Consider the following 23,323-nt stretch of genomic DNA (forward strand, 5'->3'; position numbering starts at 1 on the left):
CGGTCGGACCGCGCACGGAGCATCGCATGTCGAGCGATCCCGAAAGTCAGCTCCCCGGCTTCGGGTCACTGCTGCTGCGCACGGCGTTCGTGGTGGTGCCCCTGCATCTCTTCGCGGTGGTCGCCAACGTGCTGTGCCTGGTTGAATTGCTGCCCGACCTGTCCGCATCGGCGCCGGGCCTGCGCGAGCGGCTGTTGATCGGCGCGTTGACGCTGCTGGAGCGGCCCGCGCGGTGGTTGCTGAACAGCGTGAGCGCCGTCAATCCGGCGCTCGATCCGACCATGCTGATCGAATGGCTGCTGGCCATGGTCTGCAACGGTGGCCTCTGGAGTCTGGCGCTGGTGTGCCTGCAGATGTGCATCGTGCGTCCCATCCTGCGAAGACGAGCGAAGGCGCGGCGCCTGGAAGCCTTGCGCCGGCCACAGGACATGGCCGCGCCGTGGTCGCACTGAACGCCCCGGCGCCGCGTGCGCGTCAGATGCCGCCCACGCTCCCCGTGATCGGCAGCACGATGCCTGTGATGTAGCTGGCGCAGCAGGGCGCCGCCAGGAACACATAGGCCGGCGACAGTTCCTCCGGCTGGGCCGGGCGCTTCATGTCGGTCTGCCCGCCGAAGTCCTTCACTTCCTCGGCCGAGCTGTCCGCCGGGTTCAGCGGCGTCCATACCGGGCCGGGGGCGACGGCGTTCACGCGGATGCCCTTGTCCAGCAGATTGCTCGCCAGTGATTTGGTGAAGGCATGGATGGCACCCTTGGTGGTCGAGTAGTCCAGCAGGTGCGCGCTGCCCTCCAGCCCGGTCACCGAGCCGGTATTGATGATCGAGCCGCCCTTCGGCAGATGCGGCACCGCCGCCCGCGCCATCTGGAAGTAGCCCGATACGTTGGTGCGCAGCGTCAGGTCCAGGCGCTCGTCGGTGATGTCCTCGATGGCGGCGGCGTGAAGCTGGAAAGCCGCGTTGTTCACGAGGATGTCGAGCCTGCCGAAGGCCTGCCGCGTCTCTTCGACCGCGCGGTTGCAGAAGGCGGGGTCGCGCACGTCCCCCGGGATCAGCACGCAGCGCCTGCCCTCCGCCTCGACGCAGCGCCGGGTCTCCTCCGCGTCGACCTGCTCCTCGGCCAGGTAGACGATCGCCACGTCGGCGCCCTCGCGCGCATAAAGGATCGACACCGCGCGGCCGATGCCCGAGTCGCCGCCCGTTACCAGCGCCGCCATCCCGTTGAGCTTGCCGCTGCCGAGGTAGCCCGAGGCCATGAAGAGCGGCTGCAGCACCATGTCGGCCTCGATACCGGGCTTCTTCAGGTGCTGCGCGGGCATCGGGTTCTCGGGCTCCGGGCGGTGGCCGGCCTGCATCGGACGCTTGTGCCCGGGGGTGTTGCTCGTCGCGCGGTCCTTGGCGTCCTGCTCGCGCTGCACCTTGCGGTGCTGACCTGCGACGCCCGCTTCGCATCGGGAGTGTGTTTGGAAGGTGGTGTCATGACGGCTCCTGCGAATGAGTGGGGAGAGGGTGAAAGAAGCACTCACCCTAGACCCGCCGGCGCCGCGCGCCGTGTCATCCGATGCCGCATGAGCCGCGTAGACTCGATGAATTCCCACATGGCGCCGGCGCCCGAACCTATGCGTGCGGGCGCCGGCGTCGGCGCAAGCTGCCTCCCTTCCTCCGGAGCCCCCATGAGCACACCACCGACGAGCGTCGACGCGAGCCCTTCCAGCGCCGAGGAGCGCTGGTGGGACAAGCTCGGCCCTGGCCTGATCACCGGCGCGGCCGATGACGACCCCAGCGGCATCGCCACCTATTCGCAAGCCGGCGCGCAACTGGGCTACGGGGCCGGCTGGACCCTTCTCTTCACCTATCCGCTGATGGTGGGCATCCAGCTCGCCAGCGCGCGCATCGGCCGCGTGACCGGCAAGGGCCTGACCGAGACCTTCGCCCGCTTCTGCCCGCGCTGGCTCGTGGCTTCGCTGGTGCTGCTGCTGGTGGTTGCGAACGTGATCAACCTCGGTGCCGATCTCGGCGCCATGGGCGACTCGGCCGCGCTGGTGCTGCATGGCCGCCCCGCCTGGTATGCCGCCGGCTTCGGGCTGGTGTCGCTGCTGCTGCAGGTCTTTCTGCCTTACGAACGTTATGTGCGCGTGCTCAAGTGGCTCACCCTGTCGCTCTTCGCCTATGTGGGCGTGGTGTTCTCGGTCAAGGTCGACTGGGCCGCCGCGATGAGGGGCACCTTCGCGCCCAGCTTGCAGTGGGACAAGGACTACGTCACGACGGTCGTCGCCATCCTCGGCACGACCATCAGCCCCTATCTCTTCTTCTGGCAGGCGTCGCAGGAATGCGAGGAGATCCGCCGCGTGCCGCAGGACCACGCACTGCGGATCGCGCCCGAGCAGGCGCGCCGACAGTTGCGCCGCCTGCGTATCGATACCGTCGTTGGCATGGGCTTCTCGAACCTCATTGCCTTCTTCATGATCATCGCCACCGCCGCCACGCTGCATGCCAGCGGCCATACCCACATCGAGACCACGGCTCAGGCCGCGGAGGCCTTGCGACCGCTGGCCGGCGACACCGCCTTCGTGCTGTTCGCGCTCGGCATCCTCGGCACCGGCATGCTGGCGCTGCCCGTGCTCGCAGGGTCCGCGGCGGACGCGGTGGCGAGCTACTTCCATCTTCGCAAGGGGCTGGACCTGCCGCTCGCCAAGGGCCGCAGTTTCTACGGCATCCTCGCCGCGGCCATGGCGATCGGCATGGCGATCAGCCTGGGGGGCCTCAATCCGATCTCCGCGCTCTACTGGGCGGCGGTGATCAATGCGGTGATCTCGGTGCCGGTGATGGTGGCGGTCATGATCGCCGCCTCCAGCGCCAAGGTGATGGGCAAGATGGTGCTGCCGCTCAAGTGGAAGACGCTGGGCTGGCTCGCCACCGCGGCAATGGGGGCGGCCTCGCTGGCGCTGCTGGTGGTGTCGGTCGCCTGAGCCATGCTCATACGACATCGAACCACTTCGTCTGGTCGAAGGACACCTGGTTCAGATCCCGCTGCGGCGCGATCGGGGTGACGGGGGCTTCGGGGCGCGGCGCGGGCTGGTGCTGCGGCTGCGGTTGCGGCTGCGGCTGCGGCTGCGGCATGGGCCGAGACGCAGGCAGGGGCGTGGCGTGGTCGGGCGGGCTGCGCGTCGCCGTCGCTCGCGGGGTCGACCACGCGCGCTCGATGTGCGGCACCCCGCCGTGGGCCGTCGCGGGCTGCTGCGCGCTGGTGCGCACCCGGCTGGAATCGCGGTCCATCCCGGCACTCAGGGCACTGGCGAGTTCCGCGCGCGCAGCCTTGTCCTGGGCGTCCCAGGTCGCGGCCAGTTGCCGTGCTCGATGCTGGATGTCGAGCGCGAACTCCCCCAGCACGGCGCTGACGGGAGCGCCCGCCAGGCTCTCCAGCATGCGATGGAACTCGCCGTACTCCTCGGCGCGGTAGGGCATTCCGGACGCCACGAGTGCGGTCTTCACGGCCTTGCCCTGGAGCGTGGACATCAAGCAATCGCGCACGCTGTGCACGAGCGCGGTCGGTACATGCGTGGCGATCGATGCGTCCGCGCACGCATGGGGGGCCGTCCGCGCGATTTCCTTGCGCACCTTGCCCGCAAGCTGCTCCCATCGCGCATTCACCGCGCTGTCCACGGCGCTGTAGATCTCGAAATCCGCCTGCTCCTCGCGCTGGCGCCGGGCCCGTTCGTGGGCTTTCTCGGTGGCCTTCGCCCGGTCGGCCGCGCGCGCCTCGGCAACGCCCAGCCGCGCCAGCTCGCGCACCCTCGCTTCCAGCCCGCGAGGGGCTTCGGGCCGCGCGGGTGCGTGCTCCCTGTCCTTGTCGGCCTTGCGTTCGAAGGCGGCGAGCTTGTCCGCCCGCGCGCCGCTCAGTCCCGCATTCTTGATTTCGCGCCGGCTGGGCATCAGGTTCAGCTTCCGCAGAGAGCGCACCGCCTCCAGGGTGGCCCGCGGCGGCGTGCGCGTGGGCTCGCCCAATGCCAACTGGCTGTAGAAGTCCCCATAGCGGTGGTCGGGCTTGCGCTGCGCCCCTCGGGCCGGCATGAGCAGGGCCCGGCACATCCGGCCTCGCGCCTCGGCGCTGTCGCCTTCGCCTTCGAGTACGCGGGCAAGCGTGTCCAGCAACTCCATGAGCGCTTCCACCAGCTGCGGTGCTGCCTGGCGATGCTCGTACTGCCCGATGCGCGTGGCAAGCTGGAGCAGGTAGGACGCGTCCTCGGGGCCCGCCGCGCCGGCGGCGCGCAGGCCATCGAAGATCTCGCGCGCACCGAGGAGCCGCCGCTCCGCCAATTCGGCGAGCAGACCCATGAAGTGCGCGTTTGCGATATTCATGGCGCTTGCTTCGCCGTCGCCCACGATCGTGCGGCCCTGGTTCCAGGCGCCATTGAGCTGCGTGAGCAACTGGGGATCTAGCAGCTCGGACGCCAGCGCGCGCGCACGCTCGTTCTGCTCCTGCGCGACAAGCTCCAGGATGCGCGCCGCATTGCCCGCCATGCGCACCACCGCGGCCACGTGCGGGGCGGCCGCGGGCGCGGGGTCGGCCCCGCCCGGGCCCATGCCACCCGACCTGCCACCCGTGCCCCCCGAGCCGTCCGGCGTGCGCGGGCCCGCGCGTACCGATTTCACTTTCTCCGCGATCTCCTGCGGCAGCGTGTGCGCCTGGATGTCGATGTCGACATCGAAGACCCGCTTCATGGCTTCCTTGTGGCCATGGACGCAGTTGGCCTCGAGTTCGCCGCTGGTCTCGTAGACCGTGAGGAGCGGCGCCTTCGCCAGCCCTTTCAGTATTTCCGCCTGGGCGGGCGAGAGCTCGCCGTGATCGACCTCGATGTGGCCGGCGATGGGCTTGTCCGCGCCGTAGGCGGCGGGCTCCTTGACGAGCCCCTTGACCTTGAAGGTCGTGCCGTCGCTCAGCGTGCCCACCACCGTTCGGATGGAGGTGGGCGTTCCGGGCCGAGGCCCATGGCCGAGGGCTTCCGGCAGCCCATACATTTCCTGCTCCCTTCGGGTCGGGCGCAGCTGCACATGCCCGGGGTCGGTGACGTTCGCCACGCTTTCGCCCGCCGCGTTCTTCCTTACCTTGAATGTCGTGTTCAAGGCCACGGTCCATATGTTGCGGCCGTCGGCGGCGGGGCGCGGGGGAGGTGTGCTGCCGAGCAAGCCGCGCAGCGGCGGAGAGCCGGGGTCGGACGACGGCGACGGGCTCAGGCCCGGGGAAAGGGCCGCATGGCCGGCGGATGCGAGGCCGACGGTCTGCTGGTCGTTCGTCGGGTTCAACTCCAGGCGCGACAAGGAAGGGATTCTTCGCAAGGGTCTTCTCTCAGGGAGGGTTCGGAGGCCTCGCATGCTGTTCGCCCCTGCCTGCGCAAGCCCTTGCGAGGCCCGACGATCTTGTCGAGAAGCCGAAGCTCCAGGGTGCGAGGATCGCCGATACCCAGACGCGCAGACCGGGCTTGACGCCGCCGGATCGACGCGGCTAGGTGCCCGCCGCCGTCACGTTCGGCACAGGGAGAACGCTTGAGATCAACAATTCGCGCAACGCGACGCGCAGCCATGCGCCTCGAAGTCCTATCGGGCTTCGCTTCTCGTCTTCAGTACGCAACACCCCCAACCGACGCCGAGCTTCTGGCGCGCTCGGCGCGAAGAAGGTTGCGGCGCCGAGAAGGTGTATGCATGGAAGACCGCGCCACCGCCGACCGCCGTGTTGACCTGCGGGTCATGCGGCCATCGCCGCTCAGTGGGGCCAGAGCATGGATGCGACGAGAGCGACTTCCTTTGCTGACGCGGGCCACCCGGCGCGACAACGCTGACAGGGCATTCCTCTTCTCGCCGCCGAGCCCGCACAAGGCACCGCACTTCGCTCCCCACAAGGGCAGGACAGGCCTCCCACAGCGAACGGAAGCAACGCGCGGTCCTCGCTTGAGCCTCCGTCCGACAGGCGGACGGGCACTTTTTCGCCCGCTCTTGTAGGCTTGCGCGGTTACAAGAAGAGTTCTGCTGATTCTTGCGGAGGAGCCAGCCTGTGACACTTCATGCCCCCTTCGGTGACACCGATGCGTATCTGTTCCGCGAGGGAACGCACGCGCGGCTGTACGACCGCCTCGGCGCCCATCTGCGGCCCGATGGCGAAGGCGCCTTCTTCGCCGTCTGGGCCCCCAATGCCGCCTCGGTCTCGGTGATCGGCGCGTGGAATGGCTGGGACGCGCGCGCGGACGCGCTGCAGCCGCGGCACGATGCGACCGGCGTGTGGGAAGGCCGCTGCGACGGCGCCCGGCGCGGCGACGCCTACAAGTACCGCATCGTCTCGCAAGGCGGCCAGGTGCTCGAGAAGGCCGATCCGCTCGCGCTCTGCAGTGAGGCACCCCCCGCCACCGCCTCGCGCATCTGGTCGCTCGAATACGACTGGGGCGACGCCCAGTGGATGGAAAGCCGCGCGCCGCGCAACAGCCTCGACGCGCCGATGTCCATGTACGAGGTCCACCCCGGCTCTTGGCGCCGCAAGGACGGCCAGTTCCTGAACTACCGCGAGCTGGCCCATTCGCTGGCCGACTACGTCGTATCGCTCGGCTTCACCCACGTCGAGCTGATGCCGATCACGGAGCACCCGTTCTACGGCTCCTGGGGCTACCAGACCACCGGCTACTTCGCGCCCACCGCGCGCTACGGCACGCCGCAGGACTTCATGTACTTCGTCGACCACCTGCACCAGCGCGGCATCGGCGTCGTGCTGGACTGGGTGCCCTCGCACTTCCCGACCGATGCGCACGGGCTCGCCTCCTTCGACGGCACGCACCTCTATGAGCACGCCGACCCGCGCCAGGGCTTTCATCCCGAATGGAGCTCGGCCATCTTCAACTATGGCCGCGACGAGGTCCGCAGCTTCCTCATCTCCTCCGGCCTCTTCTGGCTCGACCGCTATCACATCGACGGTCTTCGCGTGGATGCGGTGGCCTCCATGCTCTACCTCGACTACGCGCGGCGCGACGGCGAATGGATTCCCAACAGTCGCGGCGGCCGCGAGAACCTGGAAGCGATCGATTTCCTGCAGGAACTCAACCGTGCGGTCTACCGCCAGCACCCCGACGCCTTCACCGTGGCCGAGGAATCGACCGCCTGGCCCAACGTGTCGCGGCCGATCGAGATGGGCGGCCTCGGCTTCGGCATGAAGTGGAACATGGGCTGGATGCACGACGTCCTCGCCTACATGAAAGAGGACCCGGTCAACCGCCGCTACCACCATCACAAGATCACCTTCTCGATGATCTACGCCTTCAGCGAGAACTTCGTGCTGCCGCTCTCGCACGACGAAGTGGTCTACGGCAAGGGCTCCCTCATCAACAAGATGCCCGGCGATTCGTGGCAGCAGTTCGCCAACCTGCGCGCGCTGCTGGGCTTCATGTGGGCGCATCCGGGCAAGAAGCTGCTCTTCATGGGCGGCGAGTTCGCCCAGCGGCGCGAGTGGACGCACGAAGGCGAACTCGAATGGTGGGTCACCGCTCAGCCGGAACACCGAGGCATGCAGCACCTGGTCGGCGAACTCAACAGGCTGCTGCGCGCGGAGCCCGCCCTGCATGAGCTGGACTTCGCGCCCGAGGGCTTCCAGTGGATCGAGGCCGACGACCAGGCCCAGAGCGTCATCGCCTTCCTGCGGCGCGGTCGTGGCCCCGGCGGCGGCGACACGCTGCTGGTGGTCTGCAACCTGACGCCAGTGCCGCGCCAGAACTACTGCCTGGGCGTGCCGAGCGGCGGCACCTGGCACGAGGTGTTCAACAGCGACGCGCTCGCCTTCGGCGGTTCGGGCTGGGGGAACCTAGGCGCGGTACGCGCCGCACCGATGCGATCGCACGGCCAGAAGCACTCCGTCTGCCTGACGCTGCCGCCCCTCTCCACCCTCATCCTGAAGGCCAGCGCCGATGCCTAAGACCCAGAGCCCGATCGTCCAGGCAAGACCCTCCCCGAAGCCCGACCCGAAGACCGCTTCGGCACCCGCTCCACAGCCCGTACCCATCGGCGTCGACGACGGCCGAATCCGTGCCGTCGTCGACGCCGTGCTGCCCGTCGTCGACGGCGGGCGCTTCGCGGCGAAGTGCGTGGCGGGCGAGCGCATGCGCATCACCGGCTACTGCTTCACCGACGGGCACGACGCGCTGCGCGTCATGCTGCGCTGGTGGCGCGAGGGCGAGTCGACTCGGCACGAAGTGCCGATGACGCTGCTCTACAACGACGAGTGGCACGCGGACTTCACGCCGCCCAAGCCGGGGCGCTACTTCTACACGGTGGTGGCCTGGGTCGATGCCTTCGAATCATGGCGGCACGAGCTCGTGCGTCGCGTCGATGCCGACGACATCCGTCTCGCCGCGCGCGTGGGCGCGCTGGACATCCGGGCGGCGGCGCAGCGCGCCACGGCGGGGGACCGCGAGGTGCTGACCGAGTGGGCGCGCTCGCTGGAGGCCGGCGCGGCAGACGCGACGATGGACGCGATCTCCCTCAAGGCCCTGGCGCTCGACGAAGAGCTGGCCGCGGCCGCCGGCCGCCATCCGGACCGGCGCTTCGAAACCCGCTTCGCCGCCGACCTCCCGCTCATCGCCGATCGCCTTCGCGCGCGCTTCAGCAGCTGGTACGAACTCTTTCCTCGTTCGACCGCGCCGGAGGCTGGCGTGCACGGCAGCTTTCGCGATGTCGAGAAACGCCTGCCGCTGATCGCCGGCATGGGCTTCGACGTGCTGTACTTTCCCCCCATCCATCCGATTGGCCGCGCGCAACGCAAGGGCAGGAACAACGCGCTGACGACCGAGCCGGGCGACGTCGGCAGCCCCTGGGCCATCGGTGCGGCCGAGGGCGGGCACAAGGACATCCTGCCCGCGCTCGGCACGGCCGAGGACTTCCGGCACCTGGTGGCGGCCGCCGCGCAGCACGGCCTGGAGATCGCGATGGACATCGCCTTCCAGTGCGCGCCCGACCATCCCTACGTGAAGGCGCACCCGAGCTGGTTCCGCTGGCGCCCGGACGGCAGCGTCCAGTATGCGGAGAACCCGCCCAAGAAGTACCAGGACATCTATCCCTTCAACTTCGAGAGCGAGGATTGGCGGGCGATGTGGGTCGAGCTCAAGAGCGTGATGGACCACTGGATCGCGCAGGGTGTGGGCATCTTCCGCGTCGACAACCCGCACACCAAGTCATTCGCCTTCTGGGAGTGGGCCATCACCGAGATCAAGCGCGCGCACCCGCAGGTGATCTTCCTGGCCGAGGCCTTCACCCGGCCCAAGGTCATGCACCGGCTGGCCAAGCTCGGCTTCTCGCAGTCCTACACCTACTTCACCTGGCGCAATACGAAGGAGGAGCTGACCCGCTACTTCACCGAGCTGTCGCAGGGCCCGGGCAGCGCCTACTTCCGGCCCAACGCCTGGCCCAACACGCCCGACATCCTCCACGCCGAGCTGCAGACCGGCGAGGAGGCGGTGTTCAAGTCGCGCCTCGTGCTGGCCGGGACGCTGTCGGCCAACTACGGCATCTACGGCCCCGCCTACGAGCTGCTCGACCATCTGCCGCGCGGCCCGTCGAGCGAGGAATACCTGGACTCCGAGAAGTACCAGCTACGGGCCTGGGACTGGGGCGCGGACGAAGGCATCCGGCCTTTCATCGCCCGCATCAACCAGATCCGCCGCACCAACCCCGCGCTGCAGGCCGACCACGGCCTGCGCTTCCTCGACATCGGCAATGACCAGCTCATCGCCTACATGAAGGCGTCGGCGGACGGCGCCAACATCGTGGTGACGGTGGTCAACCTCGACCCCCACCATGCGCAGTGGGGCTGGCTCTCGCTCGATCCCGCCGACATCGGCGTGCCGGCGGACCATCCCTTCCAGATGCACGACCTCCTGAGCGAGCAGCGCTTCACCTGGCGCGGGGACCGGCACTACATCCTGCTGGACCCGGGGCGCCTGCCGGCGCACATCCTCGCCGTGCGCCGCCGGCTGCGCGACGAGCGCGATTTCGACTACTACGCCTGAGGCCGCAGACCATGAACGCACCCCTGCCGACCCTGGCGCTCGAGACCACGGAGATCGATACCACCGGCGATCCGACCTGGTATCGCGATGCGGTGATCTACCAGCTCAACGTCAAGGCCTTCTTCGACTCGAACGACGACGGCGTCGGCGACTTCAAGGGGGTGGCGGCCAAGCTCGACTATGTGAAGGACCTGGGCGTCAACACGATCTGGCTGATGCCCTTCTATCCCTCGCCGCTGCGCGACGACGGCTACGACATCTCCGAGTACGAGGACGTGCATCCGCAGTACGGCACGCTGGACGACTTCCGCCACATGCTGGAGGAGGCCCACAAGCGCGAGCTGCGCGTGATCACCGAACTGGTCATCAACCACACCTCCGACGCGCACCCCTGGTTCCAGGCCGCGCGCCACGCGCCACCCGGCTCGCCCGCGCGCGACTTCTACGTCTGGAGCGACACCGACCAGCTCTACGCCGGCACGCGCATCATCTTCACCGACACCGAGCGCTCCAACTGGACCTGGGACCCGGTCGCCAAGGCCTACTACTGGCACCGCTTCTTCAGCCACCAGCCGGACCTGAACTTCGACAACCCGGCGGTGCTGGAGGCGGTCTTCAAGACCATGCGCTTCTGGCTCGACATGGGGGTCGACGGCTTCCGCCTCGACGCCATTCCCTACCTCATCGAGCGCGACGGCACCAGCAACGAGAACCTGCCGGAGACGCACCAGGTCATCAAGAAGCTGCGCGCGGCCATCGACGCCGAGTACACCGACCGCTTCCTGCTCGCCGAGGCCAACATGTGGCCCGAGGACGTGCGCGAGTACTTCGGGGAGGGCGACGAGTGCCACATGGCCTACCACTTCCCGCTGATGCCGCGCATGTACATGGCCATCGCCCAGGAGGACCGCGACCCGATCGTCGAGATCCTGCAGCAGACCCCGGACATCCCGGAGGGCTGCCAGTGGGCCATCTTCCTGCGCAACCATGACGAGCTGACGCTGGAGATGGTGACCAGCCGCGAGCGCGACTACATGTACACCACCTATGCGGCCGACTTGCGCGCGCGCATCAACCTGGGCATCCGCCGGCGCCTGAGTCCGCTGATGGACAACGACAAGGACCGCATCAAGCTGATGAACAGCATGCTGCTGTCGATGCCGGGCTCGCCCATCATCTACTACGGCGACGAGATCGGCATGGGCGACAACGTCTTCGTCGGCGACCGCAACGGCGTGCGCACACCGATGCAATGGAGCCCCGACCGCAATGCCGGCTTCTCGCGCGCCGACCCGCAGAGCCTCTACCTGCAGCCCATCATGGACCCGATGTACGGCTACGAGGCCGTCAACGTCGAGACCCAGCTGCGCGACAAGAGCTCCCTGCTGCACTGGACGCGGCGCATGCTCGCCGTGCGCAAGACCAGCCGCGCCTTCGGGCGCGGGCGGCGCACCTTCCTCAAGCCCGGCAACCGCAAGATCCTCGCCTACCTGAGCGAGCACGACGACGACGTGATCCTGTCGGTGTTCAACCTCTCGCGCGCGGCGCAGCCGGTGGAGCTGGACCTCTCGGCCTTCAAGGGCCGGGTGCCGGTGGAGATGCTGGGCCGCACCTCCTTCCCGCCCATCGGCGAGCTGCCCTATCTGCTCACCCTGCCCTCGCATGGCTTCTACTGGTTCCGCCTCGCCAGCGAGGTGCCGATGCCCAGCTGGCACCAGGAAGGCGTCGCGCTCCAGGACCGCCCGGTGCTGGTGCTCTTCGACGGCTGGACCAGCCTCTTCAGGGAGCGCGTGATGCCCTGGCGCATCGGCTTCGCCGACCGGCTGCGCAAGCAGTTCGAGACCGAGACGCTGCCGCCCCACATCGAGGCGCAGCGCTGGTATGGCTACAAGGGCTCGAAGATCACGCGCGCGCGGGTGCTCGACCAGGCGGTGTGGGAAGCCGACGGCCTGAGCTGGCTGCTGCCCATGCTGGAGCTCGACGGGCCGCCCGAGCACGCCGTCTACTTCATGCCGCTCGCGCTGGCGTGGGAAGACCGCGAGGAAGAGCGCATGAAGAGCCTCGCGCCCGGCGCCGTCGCCAAGATCCGCCAGCAGGCCAACGTCGGCGTCATGGGCGATGCCTTCTTCGACGAGGCCTTCTGCCGTGCCATGGCGCGCGCCATCGTCCGGGAAACGAAGCTGCCCACGGTGGCCGGGAAGCTGCACTTCCGGCCCACGACGCTGGGGCGCGAGCTCGCGATCGACATCATCGCCGAGCTGCCCGTCAGCCGGCCCAGCCTCCTGAGCAGCAACACCGTCATCACGCTGGGCGAGACGCTGTTCCTCAAGGGCTATCGGCAGCTGCGCGGGGGCATCAATCCCGAGCTGGAGATGGGCCGCTTCCTCACCGAGGAGGCCGGCTTCGTGAGCGCCGTGCCGGTGGCCGGCGCGCTCGAATACCTCGGCAACGACGGCACCGTCATGACGCTGGCGCTGCTCCAGGCCTACGTGCCCAACCAGGGCGACGGCTGGGACTACACCCTGGCCTATCTGGAGCGCTTCTTCGCGGAGCTGCGCGATGCCAACGGCGACGCGCGCGCCAATCCGCACGGCGCCTTCCTCGCGCTGATCCAGGTGCTCGGGCGCCGCACGGCCGAGCTGCACAACGCGCTGGCCCGGCGCACCGGCAATCCGGCCTTCGAGCCCGAGCCGGTGACGCAGGCCGATCTTTCCAGGGTCCGGGACACCGCGCGCGTCGAGGCCGAGAGCACGCTGAAGATGCTGCGCGACGCCGCGAGCGCGTTGATCCCCGCGGCACAGGAGGATGCGGCGCGCCTGCTGTCGCGCGCGAGCGAGGTGCAGGCGCACATCGATGCGGTGCGCATCGAAGGCAAGAGCGGCTGGCGCACCCGCTTCCATGGCGACTACCACCTGGGCCAGGTGCTGGTGGCGCGCAACGATTTCGTGATCATCGACTTCGAGGGCGAGCCCGCCCGCTCGCTCGAGGAGCGGCGCGCCAAGCGCTCGCCGCTGCGCGACGTGGCGGGCATGCTGCGCTCCTTCAACTACGCGCGCTGGGCCGCGCTGCGCCGCGCGGCGCAGAACCACGAAGAGCTGGCGCGCCTCGACCAGGCGGCGCGCATCTGGGAGCAGGAGACGCGCGCCGCCTTCCTGGCCGGCTACACCGCGGCCCTCGCGCCGGAGGCCGGCGCCTCGGCCATCGATGCGGAGCTTCTCGATCTCTTCGAGCTCGAGAAGGCCTTCTACGAGCTGCGCTATGAGCTCAACAACCGGCTCGACTGGGTGCCTGTTCCGCTGCAGGGCATCCTGGCCCTGCTCGAGCGCGGCGCGGCCAGGCCGCCGCAATCGCCATAAGACTTCAACCGACGGGAGAGTATCCATGGACAGTTTCGCCATACACCTGGAGCCCTTGCGCGCCTTTCTCTTCCAGATCGGCAGCTACATCCCGCGGCTGCTGTTCGCGGCGCTGGTGGTCGTCGGCGGCTGGCTGATCGCGAAGGTCGTGCGGCTGGTGGTGATCAAGGCGCTGCGGGCCGTCAATTTCCACGTGCTGACCGAGCGCGCCGGCATCGACACCTTCCTGCGCCAGGGCGGCATGGTGGCGGACGCCACCACGGTCTTCGGCGTGCTGGCCTACTGGCTCGTGATCCTGGCTTCGCTGCTGATCGCCTTCAACGGCCTCGGCCTGAGCTACGTGACCGACCTGCTCGGGCGGGTGATGTGGTTCGTGCCCAATGTGTTCGTCGCGCTGCTGATCCTGGCCTTCGGTGCCTATTTCGCGCGCTTCGTCGGCGAGGCCGTGACCACCTACGGCCGCAACGCCGGCATGCAGGATTCGCTGCTGCTGGGCAAGCTCGCGCAGTACGCGATCCTGCTCTTCGTGGTGCTCATCGCGCTCGACCAGATCAAGGTGGGCGGCGACATCGTGCGCCAGAGCTTCCTCATCATCCTGGGCGGCATCGTTTTTGCGTTGGCATTGGCCTTCGGCCTCGCCGGCAAGGATTGGGCCGCCGATCGCATCGAGGAATGGTGGCCGAAGGAGCGCCCGCCCCGGCCCCGGCGGCCGATCGACACCGCCGTGACGCGGGAGACCGCCCCTCGCCGCCCGCCCGGCGCCCTGTGGCCGCCCCGACCGCCCGCTGACAAGGATTCCCCGCTTCCATGACCAAACGCCCCCATGTTCCCCTGACCGCAGTCTGGCCCGGACGGCCCTATCCTCTGGGTGCGACCTGGGATGGCCAGGGCGTGAACTTCGCCATCTTCTCCAAGCATGCGGAGAAGGCCGAGTTGTGCATCTTCGACGACAAGGGCCGCCACGAGCGGCAGCGCATCACGCTGCGCGAACGCACTAACGACGTCTGGCACTGCTACCTGCCCGAGGCGCGCCCCGGCATGGCCTACGGCTATCGCATGCACGGGCGCTACAAGCCCGAGGAAGGTCATCGCTTCAACCCGCACAAGCTGCTGCTCGACCCCTACGCCAAGGACCTGATCGGCGACCTGCGCTGGAGCGATGCGCTCTATGGTTACTCGGTGGGCAGCAAGCGCGGAGATCTTTCCTTCGACCGCCGCGACAGCGCCGCCTTCATGCCCAAGGGCCGCGTGCTGGAGACCGCCTTCACCTGGGGCGAGGACCGCCGCCCCGAGGTGCCGTGGCAGGACATGGTGATCTACGAGCTGCACGTGCGCGGCTTCACCATGACCCACCCCGGCATTCCCGAGCACCTGCGCGGCACCTACGCCGCGCTCGGCTGCGCGCCCGTCGTCGACTACCTCCAGCGCCTGGGCGTCACAACCATCGAGCTGCTGCCGGTGCATTCGTACCTCAACGACCGCCACCTGGCGGAGAAGGGGCTGCAGAACTACTGGGGCTACAACACCCTGGCCTACTTCGCGCCCGAGATGCGCTACAGCGCATCGGGCAAGGTCAAGGAATTCAAGACCATGGTCAAGACCCTGCATTCGGCGGGCATCGAGGTGATCCTCGACGTGGTCTACAACCACACCTGCGAAGGCAACCAGCTCGGCCCCACCCTGTCGATGCGCGGCGTGGACAACGACTCCTACTACATCATCAACGTCGAGAACCGCCGCTACTACGACGACTTCACCGGCTGCGGCAACACCGTCAACCTGGAGCACCCGCGCGCGCTGCAGCTGGTGATGGATTCGCTGCGCTACTGGGCCGAGGAGATGCACGTCGACGGCTTCCGCTTCGACCTGGCCTCGGCGCTGGCGCGCGAGGCGGGCAAGGTGGAAAACCTCGGCGGCTTCTTCGACGCCATCCGCCAGGACCCCACGCTCAACCGCGTCAAGCTCATCGCCGAGCCCTGGGACCTGGGGCACGGCGGCTACCAGGTCGGCAACTTCCCGCCGGGCTGGGCGGAGTGGAACGACCAGTACCGCGACGGCCTGCGCGGCTGGTGGAAGGGCGACGCCGGCCTGGTCGGCGACGTCGCCAACCGCCTCGCGGGCTCGCAGGACCTCTATGGCTGGTCGGGCAAGGGCCCCCATGCCAGCATCAACTTCGTCACCGCGCACGACGGATTCACGCTGCACGACCTGGTCTCCTACAACGACAAGCACAACGAGGCCAACGGCGAAGACAACCGCGACGGCAACAGCAACAACGTGTCGTGGAACTGCGGCGCCGAAGGGCCGACGGACGACCCGGAGATCGACGCGCTGCGCGAACGGCAGAAGCGCAACTTCCTTGCCACGCTGCTGCTGTCGCAGGGCGTGCCGATGCTGCTGGCCGGCGACGAACGCGGCCATACGCAGAACGGCAACAACAACGTCTATTGCCAGGACAACGCGCTCGGCTGGCTCGACTGGACGCCCGACCCCAAGGCGGAGGCGCTGCGCGACTTCGTCGCCAAGCTGATTCACATCCGTCGCCAGCATCCCTCGTTCCGCCGCCGCAGCTTCTTTCGCGGGCAGCCGGTGGGCGACGGCGTGCCGAAGGATGTGGTCTGGCTCAAGCCGGGTGGAGAGGAGATGAACCCGCCCGACTGGGACGACCCGCACGTGCGCTGCCTGGGCATGCTCTTCTCCGCCACCGGCATCATCGATGTCGGGCCGCGCGGCGAGGAACAGCGCGACGACGACTTCCTGCTGCTGCTCAACGCCTATCACGAGCCCCTTCCCTTCGCCGTGCCCGAGCACGAGGGCGCCCGGTGGACCTGCCTGGTCGACACGGCGCGCGACACGCTGGATTCGGTGCCGGTCGCGGACCCGAGCTATCCCTTGCAGGGCCGCTCGCTGGTGCTGCTGCGTCGTGACCGGGTCGCGCCATGAAGCACCTGCATCCCATGCCCTTCGGCGCCGAGGTGCTGGCGTCTGGCGGCGTGCGCTTCCGGCTGTGGGCGCCGGCGGTGGACCGCGTCGTCCTCGAATGGACGCGCGCGCCGCATGCGTGGCGCTCGGCCGCGATGCGCCGCGATGCGCGGGGCTGGCACGAAGCCACCCTGCCCGAAGTCTCGGCCGGAGACCACTACCGCTACCTCCTGCCCGACGGCCTGCGCGTGCCCGACCCGGCCTCGCGCCGCAACCCGGAGGACGTGCACGGCCCCAGCGAAGTGGTCGATCCGCGCGCGCACGAATGGCGCGATGCGGGCTGGGCGGGGCGGCCTTGGAACGAGGCGGTGATCTACGAGATGCACGTCGGCACCTTCACGCCCGAGGGCAGCTTCATGGCGGCGCAGTCGCGCCTGGCCGAACTCGCATCGCTCGGCATCACCGTCATCGAGCTGATGCCGCTGGCCGACTTCCCCGGCAAGCGCAACTGGGGCTACGACGGCGTGCTGCCCTTCGCGCCCGACACCAGCTACGGAACGCCGGCGCAGCTGAAGGCCCTGGTCGACGCGGCGCACGCGCTGGGCCTGATGGTGCTGATCGACGTGGTCTACAACCACTTCGGCCCGGAGGGCAACTACCTGCACGCCTACTGCCCGCAGTTCTTCAACCCGGCGCACCAGACGCCCTGGGGCGCCGCCATCAATTTCGATGGCGCGCATTCGGGCACGGTGCGCGACTTCTTCATCCACAACGCGCTGTACTGGGTGGAGGAATACCGTTTCGACGGCCTGCGCATGGATGCGATCCACGCCATCCGCGACGACTCCCGGCCGGCCATCGTCGAGGAGATCTGTGCGGCCCTGCGGCAAGGCCCGGGCCGCGAGCGGCACGTGCACGTGGTGCTGGAGAACGACCTCAACGAGGCGCACCGGCTGGAGCGCGATGCGCTCGGCATGCCGCTGGCCGGCACCGCGCAGTGGAACGACGACCTGCACCATGCCGCGCACGTGCTGCTGACGGGGGAGGCCGACGGGTACTACGCCGACTACGCCCAGCGCCCGCTGGAGCAGTTCGGGCTGGCGCTGGCGCAGGGCTTCGTCTACAGCGGTCAGCCCTCGGCCTTCCGCGGCGGAGAGGCGCGTGGCGAGGCCTGCGAGCACCTGCCGCTCGGCGCCTTCGTGTCTTTCCTGCAGACGCACGACCAGATCGGCAACCGCGCCTTCGGCGAGCGCATCGACGCGATGGCCGACCCGGTGCTGCTGCGCGCCGCGCGCGCCTGCGTGCTGCTCTCGCCGCACACGCCGATGCTCTTCATGGGGGAGGAGTTCGCGGCCTCCACGCCCTTCCAGTATTTCTGCGACTTCGGCCCCGAACTGGCGGCGGCCGTCTCGGCCGGACGGCGCTCGGAGTTCGGCCGCTTCGCCGCCTTTGCCGACGCGCGCGCGCAGGCGCGCATTCCCGACCCGAACGACGTGCAGGCCTTCATCGACTCGACGCTGCGCTGGGACGAGCGCGAGAGGCCGCCGCACGACGAGGCGCTGCGCGAGACGCGCGCCCTGCTCGCGGCGCGCCACAAGGAGCTGATGCCGCGCCTGGGCGGCGACAGCCGGGTGGCGCAATGGTCCCGTGAAGGCGATACGCTGCGCATCGTCTGGCGACTGGCGCCGCGCGGCGAAGGCACCCTGATGCGCTTGCATCTGGTGGCGAATTTCGGCGCGAAGACGAGCCATCCCGCCGCCCCGCCGGGGCGCGTCATCTATTCGACGGCAGGGCCGCAGGCCGAACCCGCCGGCGGCACGATCGCGCTCGTGCGTGGCGGCGTATGCGCGACCATCGAGGAGCCCGTCGATGCATGAAGGTCAGGTGGATGAAGCGCTGCGGCGCCTGTGCGCCCGCTACGGCATCGCGACTGAATACCACGATGTCTGGGGCGCGCGGCACTCGGTACCGCCGGCGGCGCTGCTGGCCCTGCTGCGCGATGCCGGTGTCGAGCTGCCCGCGTCGGCGGATGGCCCTTGGCGGCAATACACCGAAGCCGATGCCGAGGCCGCCCGCGCCGTATGGCGCCGCGCCCTGCCGCCGGTGCAGGTCATCCCGGTCGGTGCTGCTTCCTTCGGCATCGCGCTGCGCCTGCCGGCGCAGACAGCGCACGTTCTATGGCGTCTGGTCGACGAGAGCGGCGCCTCCCATGAGGGGGCCGTGCAGGCAGCCACGCTCCATGCTGCCGAGCATGCCGACGTCGATGGCGTGCCCCATGTGCTCTATCACCTGGAGATCCCGCTCGCCTTGCCCCTGGGCTACCACCTGCTGAGCATTGCCGGCCTGCCCGGCGAGACGCTCGTCGCCTGCGCGCCCGCGCATTGCCATCGGCCGGCCGTGCTGGATGAAGGTGGCCGCCTGTGGGGCCTGACCCTGCAGCTCTACGGGCTTCGCTCGCAGCGCAACTGGGGCATCGGCGATTTCACCGACCTCGCGACCTTCGTCGCCCAGGCCGCGCGCGAAGGCGCGAGCGTGATCGGGCTCAATCCGCTGCACGCGCTCTTTGCGCACAACCCCGCGCATGCGAGCCCCTACAGCCCTTCGTCGCGCGCGAACCTGAACGTTCTGTACATCGATGTCGAGGCGGTGCCCGATTTCCTCGACTGCGCGCCGGCACGCGCGCGCGTGGGTTCGCCCGACTTTCTCGCGCGGCTGGCGGCACTGCGGGATGCGCCGCTGGTCGACCACGTGGGCGTCGCGGCGGTCAAGCACGAGGTGCTGGAGCTGCTCTACCAGCGCTTCCAGCGCAGGGCGCAGGACGACGCGGAAGTGCGCGCGCTCGCGCAGTTCCGCCTGCGCGGCGGGGAGGCCGCACGCCAGCACGCCCTGTTCGAAGCGCTGCAGGAGCACTTTCATCAGCTCGATCCCCGGGTGTGGGGATGGCCCGCTTGGCCGCCGGCCTACCAGGACCCCGCGAGCCCGCAGGTGGCTGCCTTCGCCACACGGCATGCCGAGCGCGTCGGCTACTTCGAATACCTGCAATGGCAGACCGCGCGGCAGCTCGAGGCGGTGGGCGCGCGATGCGGCGCGCTGGGCATGCCGATCGGGCTCTATCTCGACCTGGCCGTCTCGGTGGACCGCGGCGGCTCGGACACCTGGCGCCACCAGGCCTGCTTCGCCCTCGGCGCGCGCGTGGGCGCGCCGCCGGATGCGTTCAACCCCAACGGGCAGGACTGGGGCCTGCCGCCGCTGCGGCCGGACCGGCTGCGCGACAGCCGCTACGCCGTCTTCATCGAAGCGCTGCGGGCGAACATGCGCGGCGCGGGGGCGATCCGCATCGACCACGTCATGATGCTGATGCGGCTCTTCTGGATCCCGGCCGAGGGCACGGGGCGCGACGGCAGCTACGTTCACTACCCCTACGAGGAACTGCTCTCCATTCTCGCCCTGGAGAGCGAGCGCCACCGCTGCCTCGTGATCGGCGAGGACCTGGGGACGGTGCCCGACGCGATGCGCGAGGCGATGCGCCGCTTCGGCGTGCTCTCGTACCGCCTGCTGTATTTCGAGCGCGAAGCCGACGGCGGCTTTCGCGCGCCCGCCGACTACCCGCGCGAGGCCGTCGTGGCGGTCAGCACGCACGACCTCGCCACGCTGGCGGGCTGGTGGTCGGCGCACGACCTCAGGGCGCGCTTCGCGCTCGGCCTCTTCCCGGACGCGGAGGTCTTCGAGCAGCAGGTGCTGGAGCGCGCGCAGGAGAAGCTGCGCCTCTTGCGGACGGTGCAGCAGCATGTGGCGCTCTCGCCGGACAGCCTGGCCGCCGCGGCCGGCGGCGCGCTGGATGCCGAGGCCGTCGCCGCCGTGCACAGCTTCCTTGCGGCGGCGCCCTCCGGCATCATGATGGTCCAGCTCGAGGACGCGCTCGGCGAGATCGAGCAGGCGAACCTGCCGGGCACCATCGACCAGCATCCGAACTGGCGGCGCAAGTACGGCCGGGGCGTGGAAGAGATGGGCAAGGGCGCCATCGTGCGGCGCCTGTCGGCCGCGCTCGCGCGCAGCCGGCCGCGCCCCCTGCCGCACGGGCAGGCCGATCGGCCGCGCGACACGCTGGTGCCGCGCGCCACCTACCGGCTGCAGCTGCACAGCGGCTTCGACTTCGACGATGCGTCGCGCATCCTGCCTTATCTGTCGCGCCTGGGCATCAGCCACGTGTACTGCTCCCCTATCCAGCGCGCGCGGCCCGGCAGCATGCATGGCTACGACGTCGTGGCCCACAACGAGATCAGCCCCGACCTGGGCGGCATGCCGGCCTTCGAGCGCTTCACCACCGCGCTGAAGGCCCAGGGCATGGGCCAGCTCATCGATCTGGTGCCCAACCACATGGGGGTGCTGGGTTCGGACAACCCATGGTGGACGGACGTGCTGGAGAACGGCATGGGCTCGCTCTACGCGGAGCATTTCGACATCGACTGGCAGCCGCTCACGCCCGGTCTCGCGGGCAAGGTGCTGCTGCCGGTGCTGGGCGACCACTATGGCCGCGTGCTCGACGGCGGCGAGCTGAAGCTGCGATGGGATGGCGAGACGGGCGAGTTCTCGGTTCAGTATCACGAGCACGGCTTCCCGCTCGGCCCGCGCAGCTACCCGGGCATCCTGGAGCGCGCGGGCGCCTACCTGAAGGCGCCGGATGTCGCGGCGGCGCTCGCCAGCATCGCCACCGCCTTCGGGCATCTGCCGGGCGCGCATGAACTCACGGCGCAGGCGATGGGGGAGCGGGCGCGCGACAAGGAAGTGCTGAAGGCGCGCCTCGCCCGGCTGGCCGCCGGCCACACGGCCGTCATCCAGGCGATCGGCTTCGCGGTGCAGGCGCTCAACCGGCCGGGCGCGCGCGACGCGCTGCATGCGCTGCTCGAAGCGCAGGCCTGGCGGCTCGCGCACTGGCGCGTGGCGGCCGACGAGATCAACTACCGGCGTTTCTTCGACGTGAACGAACTGGCGGCCCTGCGCATGGAGCGCGAGGCCGTGTTCGAGGCGACGCACGCGCTCGCCCTCGACCTGGCCGCGCGCGGCTGGGTGGATGGCTTGCGCATCGACCACCCCGACGGCTTGCAGGACCCTGCACGCTACTTCGATCGCCTGCAGGACGGCTTTGCCCTGCGCAGCGGGCGCGGGCTGCGCCTGCCCGAAGTCGACGGCCGGCCGCACCGCCCGCTCTACGTGGTGGCCGAGAAGATCGCGGCGCCGGGGGAGGACGTGCCGGTGGACTGGGCACTGCACGGCACCACGGGCTACCGCTTCGCCAACGTGGCCAACGGCGTGCTGGTCGACCATCGCGCCGCGGCCCGCATCGAGCGCACCTGGCGCCGGTTCAGCGGCGTCACGCAGGGCTTCAGGGAGATCGTCCATGAGGCGCGCCGCGATGCGGCGCTCGGTACGCTGGCTTCCGACCTCGAAGTGCTCGCCATCTCGCTCCTGGGGATCGCCAAGGCCGACCGGCATACGCGCGACCACAGCCTGCACACGCTGCGCGACGTGCTCGCCACCGTGGTGGCGAGCTTCACCGTCTATCGCACCTACAACGCCGAGGAAGCAACGCCGCAGGACCTGCGCTACATCGACGAGGCCATTGCCTCGGCGCGCGAGCGCATGCAGCTGCCCGACCCGACGGTCTTCGATTTCGTGCGCCAGGCGCTGCTCGGGCAGGCGCCCGAAGGGGCGGCGGCATCGGTGCGGCCGAGGCTCCTGCGCTTTGCCAGGCGCTTCCAGCAGTTCAGCGCGCCGGTGGCCGCCAAGGGGGTGGAGGACACGGCCTTCTACCGCTACTTTCCGCTGAGTTCGCTCAACGAGGTGGGCGGCGACCCCGACCTGATCGGCATGACCGTGGCCGAATTCCATGAGGCGAGCAGCGACCGCCAGCGGCGCTGGCCGCACACGATGCTGGCCACCTCGACGCATGACAACAAGCGTTCGGAGGACGTGCGCCTGCGCATCGATGTGCTGTCGGAACTGCCCGCGCTCTGGCGGCTCGCGCTGATGCGCTGGCGTGCGATGAATGCGCCACTGCGCGGCGCGACCTCCGCGGCCCACGAGTACCTGCTCTACCAGACCCTGCTCGGCACAATCGACCCCGGCGAGGTGGATGCGGACGCGCAAGAGGTGTATATCGAGCGCATCGCCGCCTACATGCGCAAGGCCGCGCGGGAGGGCAAGACGCACACGAGCTGGACGCGGAATGACGAGGCCTACGAGCGCGGACTCGAGAGCTTCGTGCGCGCGGCCCTCGCCCTGGGGGAGGAGAACCGCTTCCTGCGCGATCTGCGCGCCTTCGCCGCCGCCCTGAACTGGTACGGCGCCCTCAACGGCCTGAGCCTGACGCTGCTGAAGTACACGTCGCCCGGCGTGCCCGACCTCTACCAGGGCTGCGAGTTGATTGAGCACAGCCTGGTCGATCCGGACAACCGCCGGCCCGTGGACTACGACAAGCGCGCCGAGTGGCTCGAACAACTGCAGGCGCAGGCCGGCGCACAGCCGCTGGAGCCGATGGCGCATGCGCTGGCCCTGGCCGCAGAGAGCGGGCGCGCCAAGCTGTGGCTGGCCTGGCGCCTGCTCTCGCTGCGCAAGACGACGCCGGAACTGTTCCGCGATGGGAGCTATGAACCCCTGGAGGTGCGGGGCGCGCGGGGCGGTCACGTCGTGGCCTTCATGCGCCGCCACGGGGATCGCGTGTTGGTCGCGATCACGGTCAGGCTGTTCGCCGCCCTGGACCGGGAGAGCGGGAGGCCCTGGAACGAGCGTGCGTTGCCCCTGGGCACGGAAAGCTGGGGCGACACCCAGGTCCTGCTGCCCGGAGATGTGGGCGCCGGGGACTTCCATGACTGCGTCGCCGGCGCGCGCTGTGCTGTCCATGGCCATGCCATCGCCGTGGGAGAGGCGCTGCGGGCATTCCCGGGTGCTGTTCTGATCCTGTAGGAAATCTCCGACAGGGGGAATTCGACTTTTACCGACAGACGGAGATATAT

Annotated in this window: 11 protein-coding genes; 9 read left to right on the forward strand and 2 right to left on the reverse strand. The window is 69.3% G+C overall.

What is annotated here, in order from left to right; translation table 11 throughout:
- The first annotated feature begins 26 nt into the window (after positions 1-26).
- Positions 27-452: a hypothetical protein gene (locus AC1DNF_RS21630; protein WP_478150680.1), complete on the forward strand. Its 426-nt coding sequence runs from the start codon at positions 27-29 to the stop codon at positions 450-452.
- Between the two features lie 22 nt (positions 453-474).
- Here the strand turns inward: AC1DNF_RS21630 and AC1DNF_RS21635 are convergent, their stop codons facing one another.
- A complete protein-coding gene (locus AC1DNF_RS21635) occupies positions 475-1,350 on the reverse strand; it encodes an SDR family oxidoreductase (protein WP_478150732.1) in 876 nt (291 codons plus the stop codon).
- A 318-nt stretch (positions 1,351-1,668) separates the two neighbouring features.
- Between AC1DNF_RS21635 and AC1DNF_RS21640 the strand changes: the two genes are divergently transcribed.
- The gene (locus AC1DNF_RS21640; protein WP_478150681.1) at positions 1,669-2,964 is read left to right on the forward strand and encodes an Nramp family divalent metal transporter; all 1,296 of its coding nucleotides are present in this window, start codon (positions 1,669-1,671) and stop codon (positions 2,962-2,964) included.
- A 7-nt stretch (positions 2,965-2,971) separates the two neighbouring features.
- Here the strand turns inward: AC1DNF_RS21640 and AC1DNF_RS21645 are convergent, their stop codons facing one another.
- Positions 2,972-5,332, reverse strand: coding sequence for a hypothetical protein (locus AC1DNF_RS21645; protein ID WP_478150682.1), 2,361 nt, complete (start codon positions 5,330-5,332; stop codon positions 2,972-2,974).
- Between the two features lie 712 nt (positions 5,333-6,044).
- On the opposite strand from AC1DNF_RS21645, the gene glgB reads away from it, so the two are divergent.
- Genes glgB through AC1DNF_RS21680 form a run of 7 tightly spaced genes read left to right on the forward strand, consistent with a single transcriptional unit; the run spans position 6,045 to position 23,273 of the window.
- The gene (glgB, locus tag AC1DNF_RS21650; protein WP_478150683.1) at positions 6,045-7,943 is read left to right on the forward strand and encodes a 1,4-alpha-glucan branching protein GlgB; all 1,899 of its coding nucleotides are present in this window, start codon (positions 6,045-6,047) and stop codon (positions 7,941-7,943) included.
- Entirely contained in the window at positions 7,936-10,032 is a 2,097-nt protein-coding gene (locus AC1DNF_RS21655) for an alpha-1,4-glucan--maltose-1-phosphate maltosyltransferase (RefSeq protein ID WP_478150684.1), read from the forward strand. Before glgB ends, AC1DNF_RS21655 begins: the two co-directional genes overlap by 8 nt.
- A gap of 11 nt (positions 10,033-10,043) precedes the next feature.
- The gene (gene treS, locus AC1DNF_RS21660) at positions 10,044-13,388 is read left to right on the forward strand and encodes a maltose alpha-D-glucosyltransferase (RefSeq protein WP_478150685.1); all 3,345 of its coding nucleotides are present in this window, start codon (positions 10,044-10,046) and stop codon (positions 13,386-13,388) included.
- A 25-nt stretch (positions 13,389-13,413) separates the two neighbouring features.
- Positions 13,414-14,199 (forward strand): mechanosensitive ion channel family protein, encoded by a 786-nt coding sequence (locus AC1DNF_RS21665; RefSeq protein WP_478150686.1) that lies wholly within the window; start codon positions 13,414-13,416, stop codon positions 14,197-14,199.
- Positions 14,196-16,331: a glycogen debranching protein GlgX gene (gene glgX, locus AC1DNF_RS21670; RefSeq protein WP_478150687.1), complete on the forward strand. Its 2,136-nt coding sequence runs from the start codon at positions 14,196-14,198 to the stop codon at positions 16,329-16,331. Before AC1DNF_RS21665 ends, glgX begins: the two co-directional genes overlap by 4 nt.
- Complete coding sequence (gene treZ / locus AC1DNF_RS21675) at positions 16,328-18,187, forward strand: malto-oligosyltrehalose trehalohydrolase (protein WP_478150688.1); 1,860 nt, start codon at positions 16,328-16,330, stop codon at positions 18,185-18,187. Before glgX ends, treZ begins: the two co-directional genes overlap by 4 nt.
- Entirely contained in the window at positions 18,180-23,273 is a 5,094-nt protein-coding gene (locus tag AC1DNF_RS21680) for a malto-oligosyltrehalose synthase (protein ID WP_478150689.1), read from the forward strand. Before treZ ends, AC1DNF_RS21680 begins: the two co-directional genes overlap by 8 nt.
- The last annotated feature ends 50 nt before the right edge of the window (positions 23,274-23,323 follow it).

Source organism: Variovorax sp. 01T432 (genome assembly GCF_056398605.1).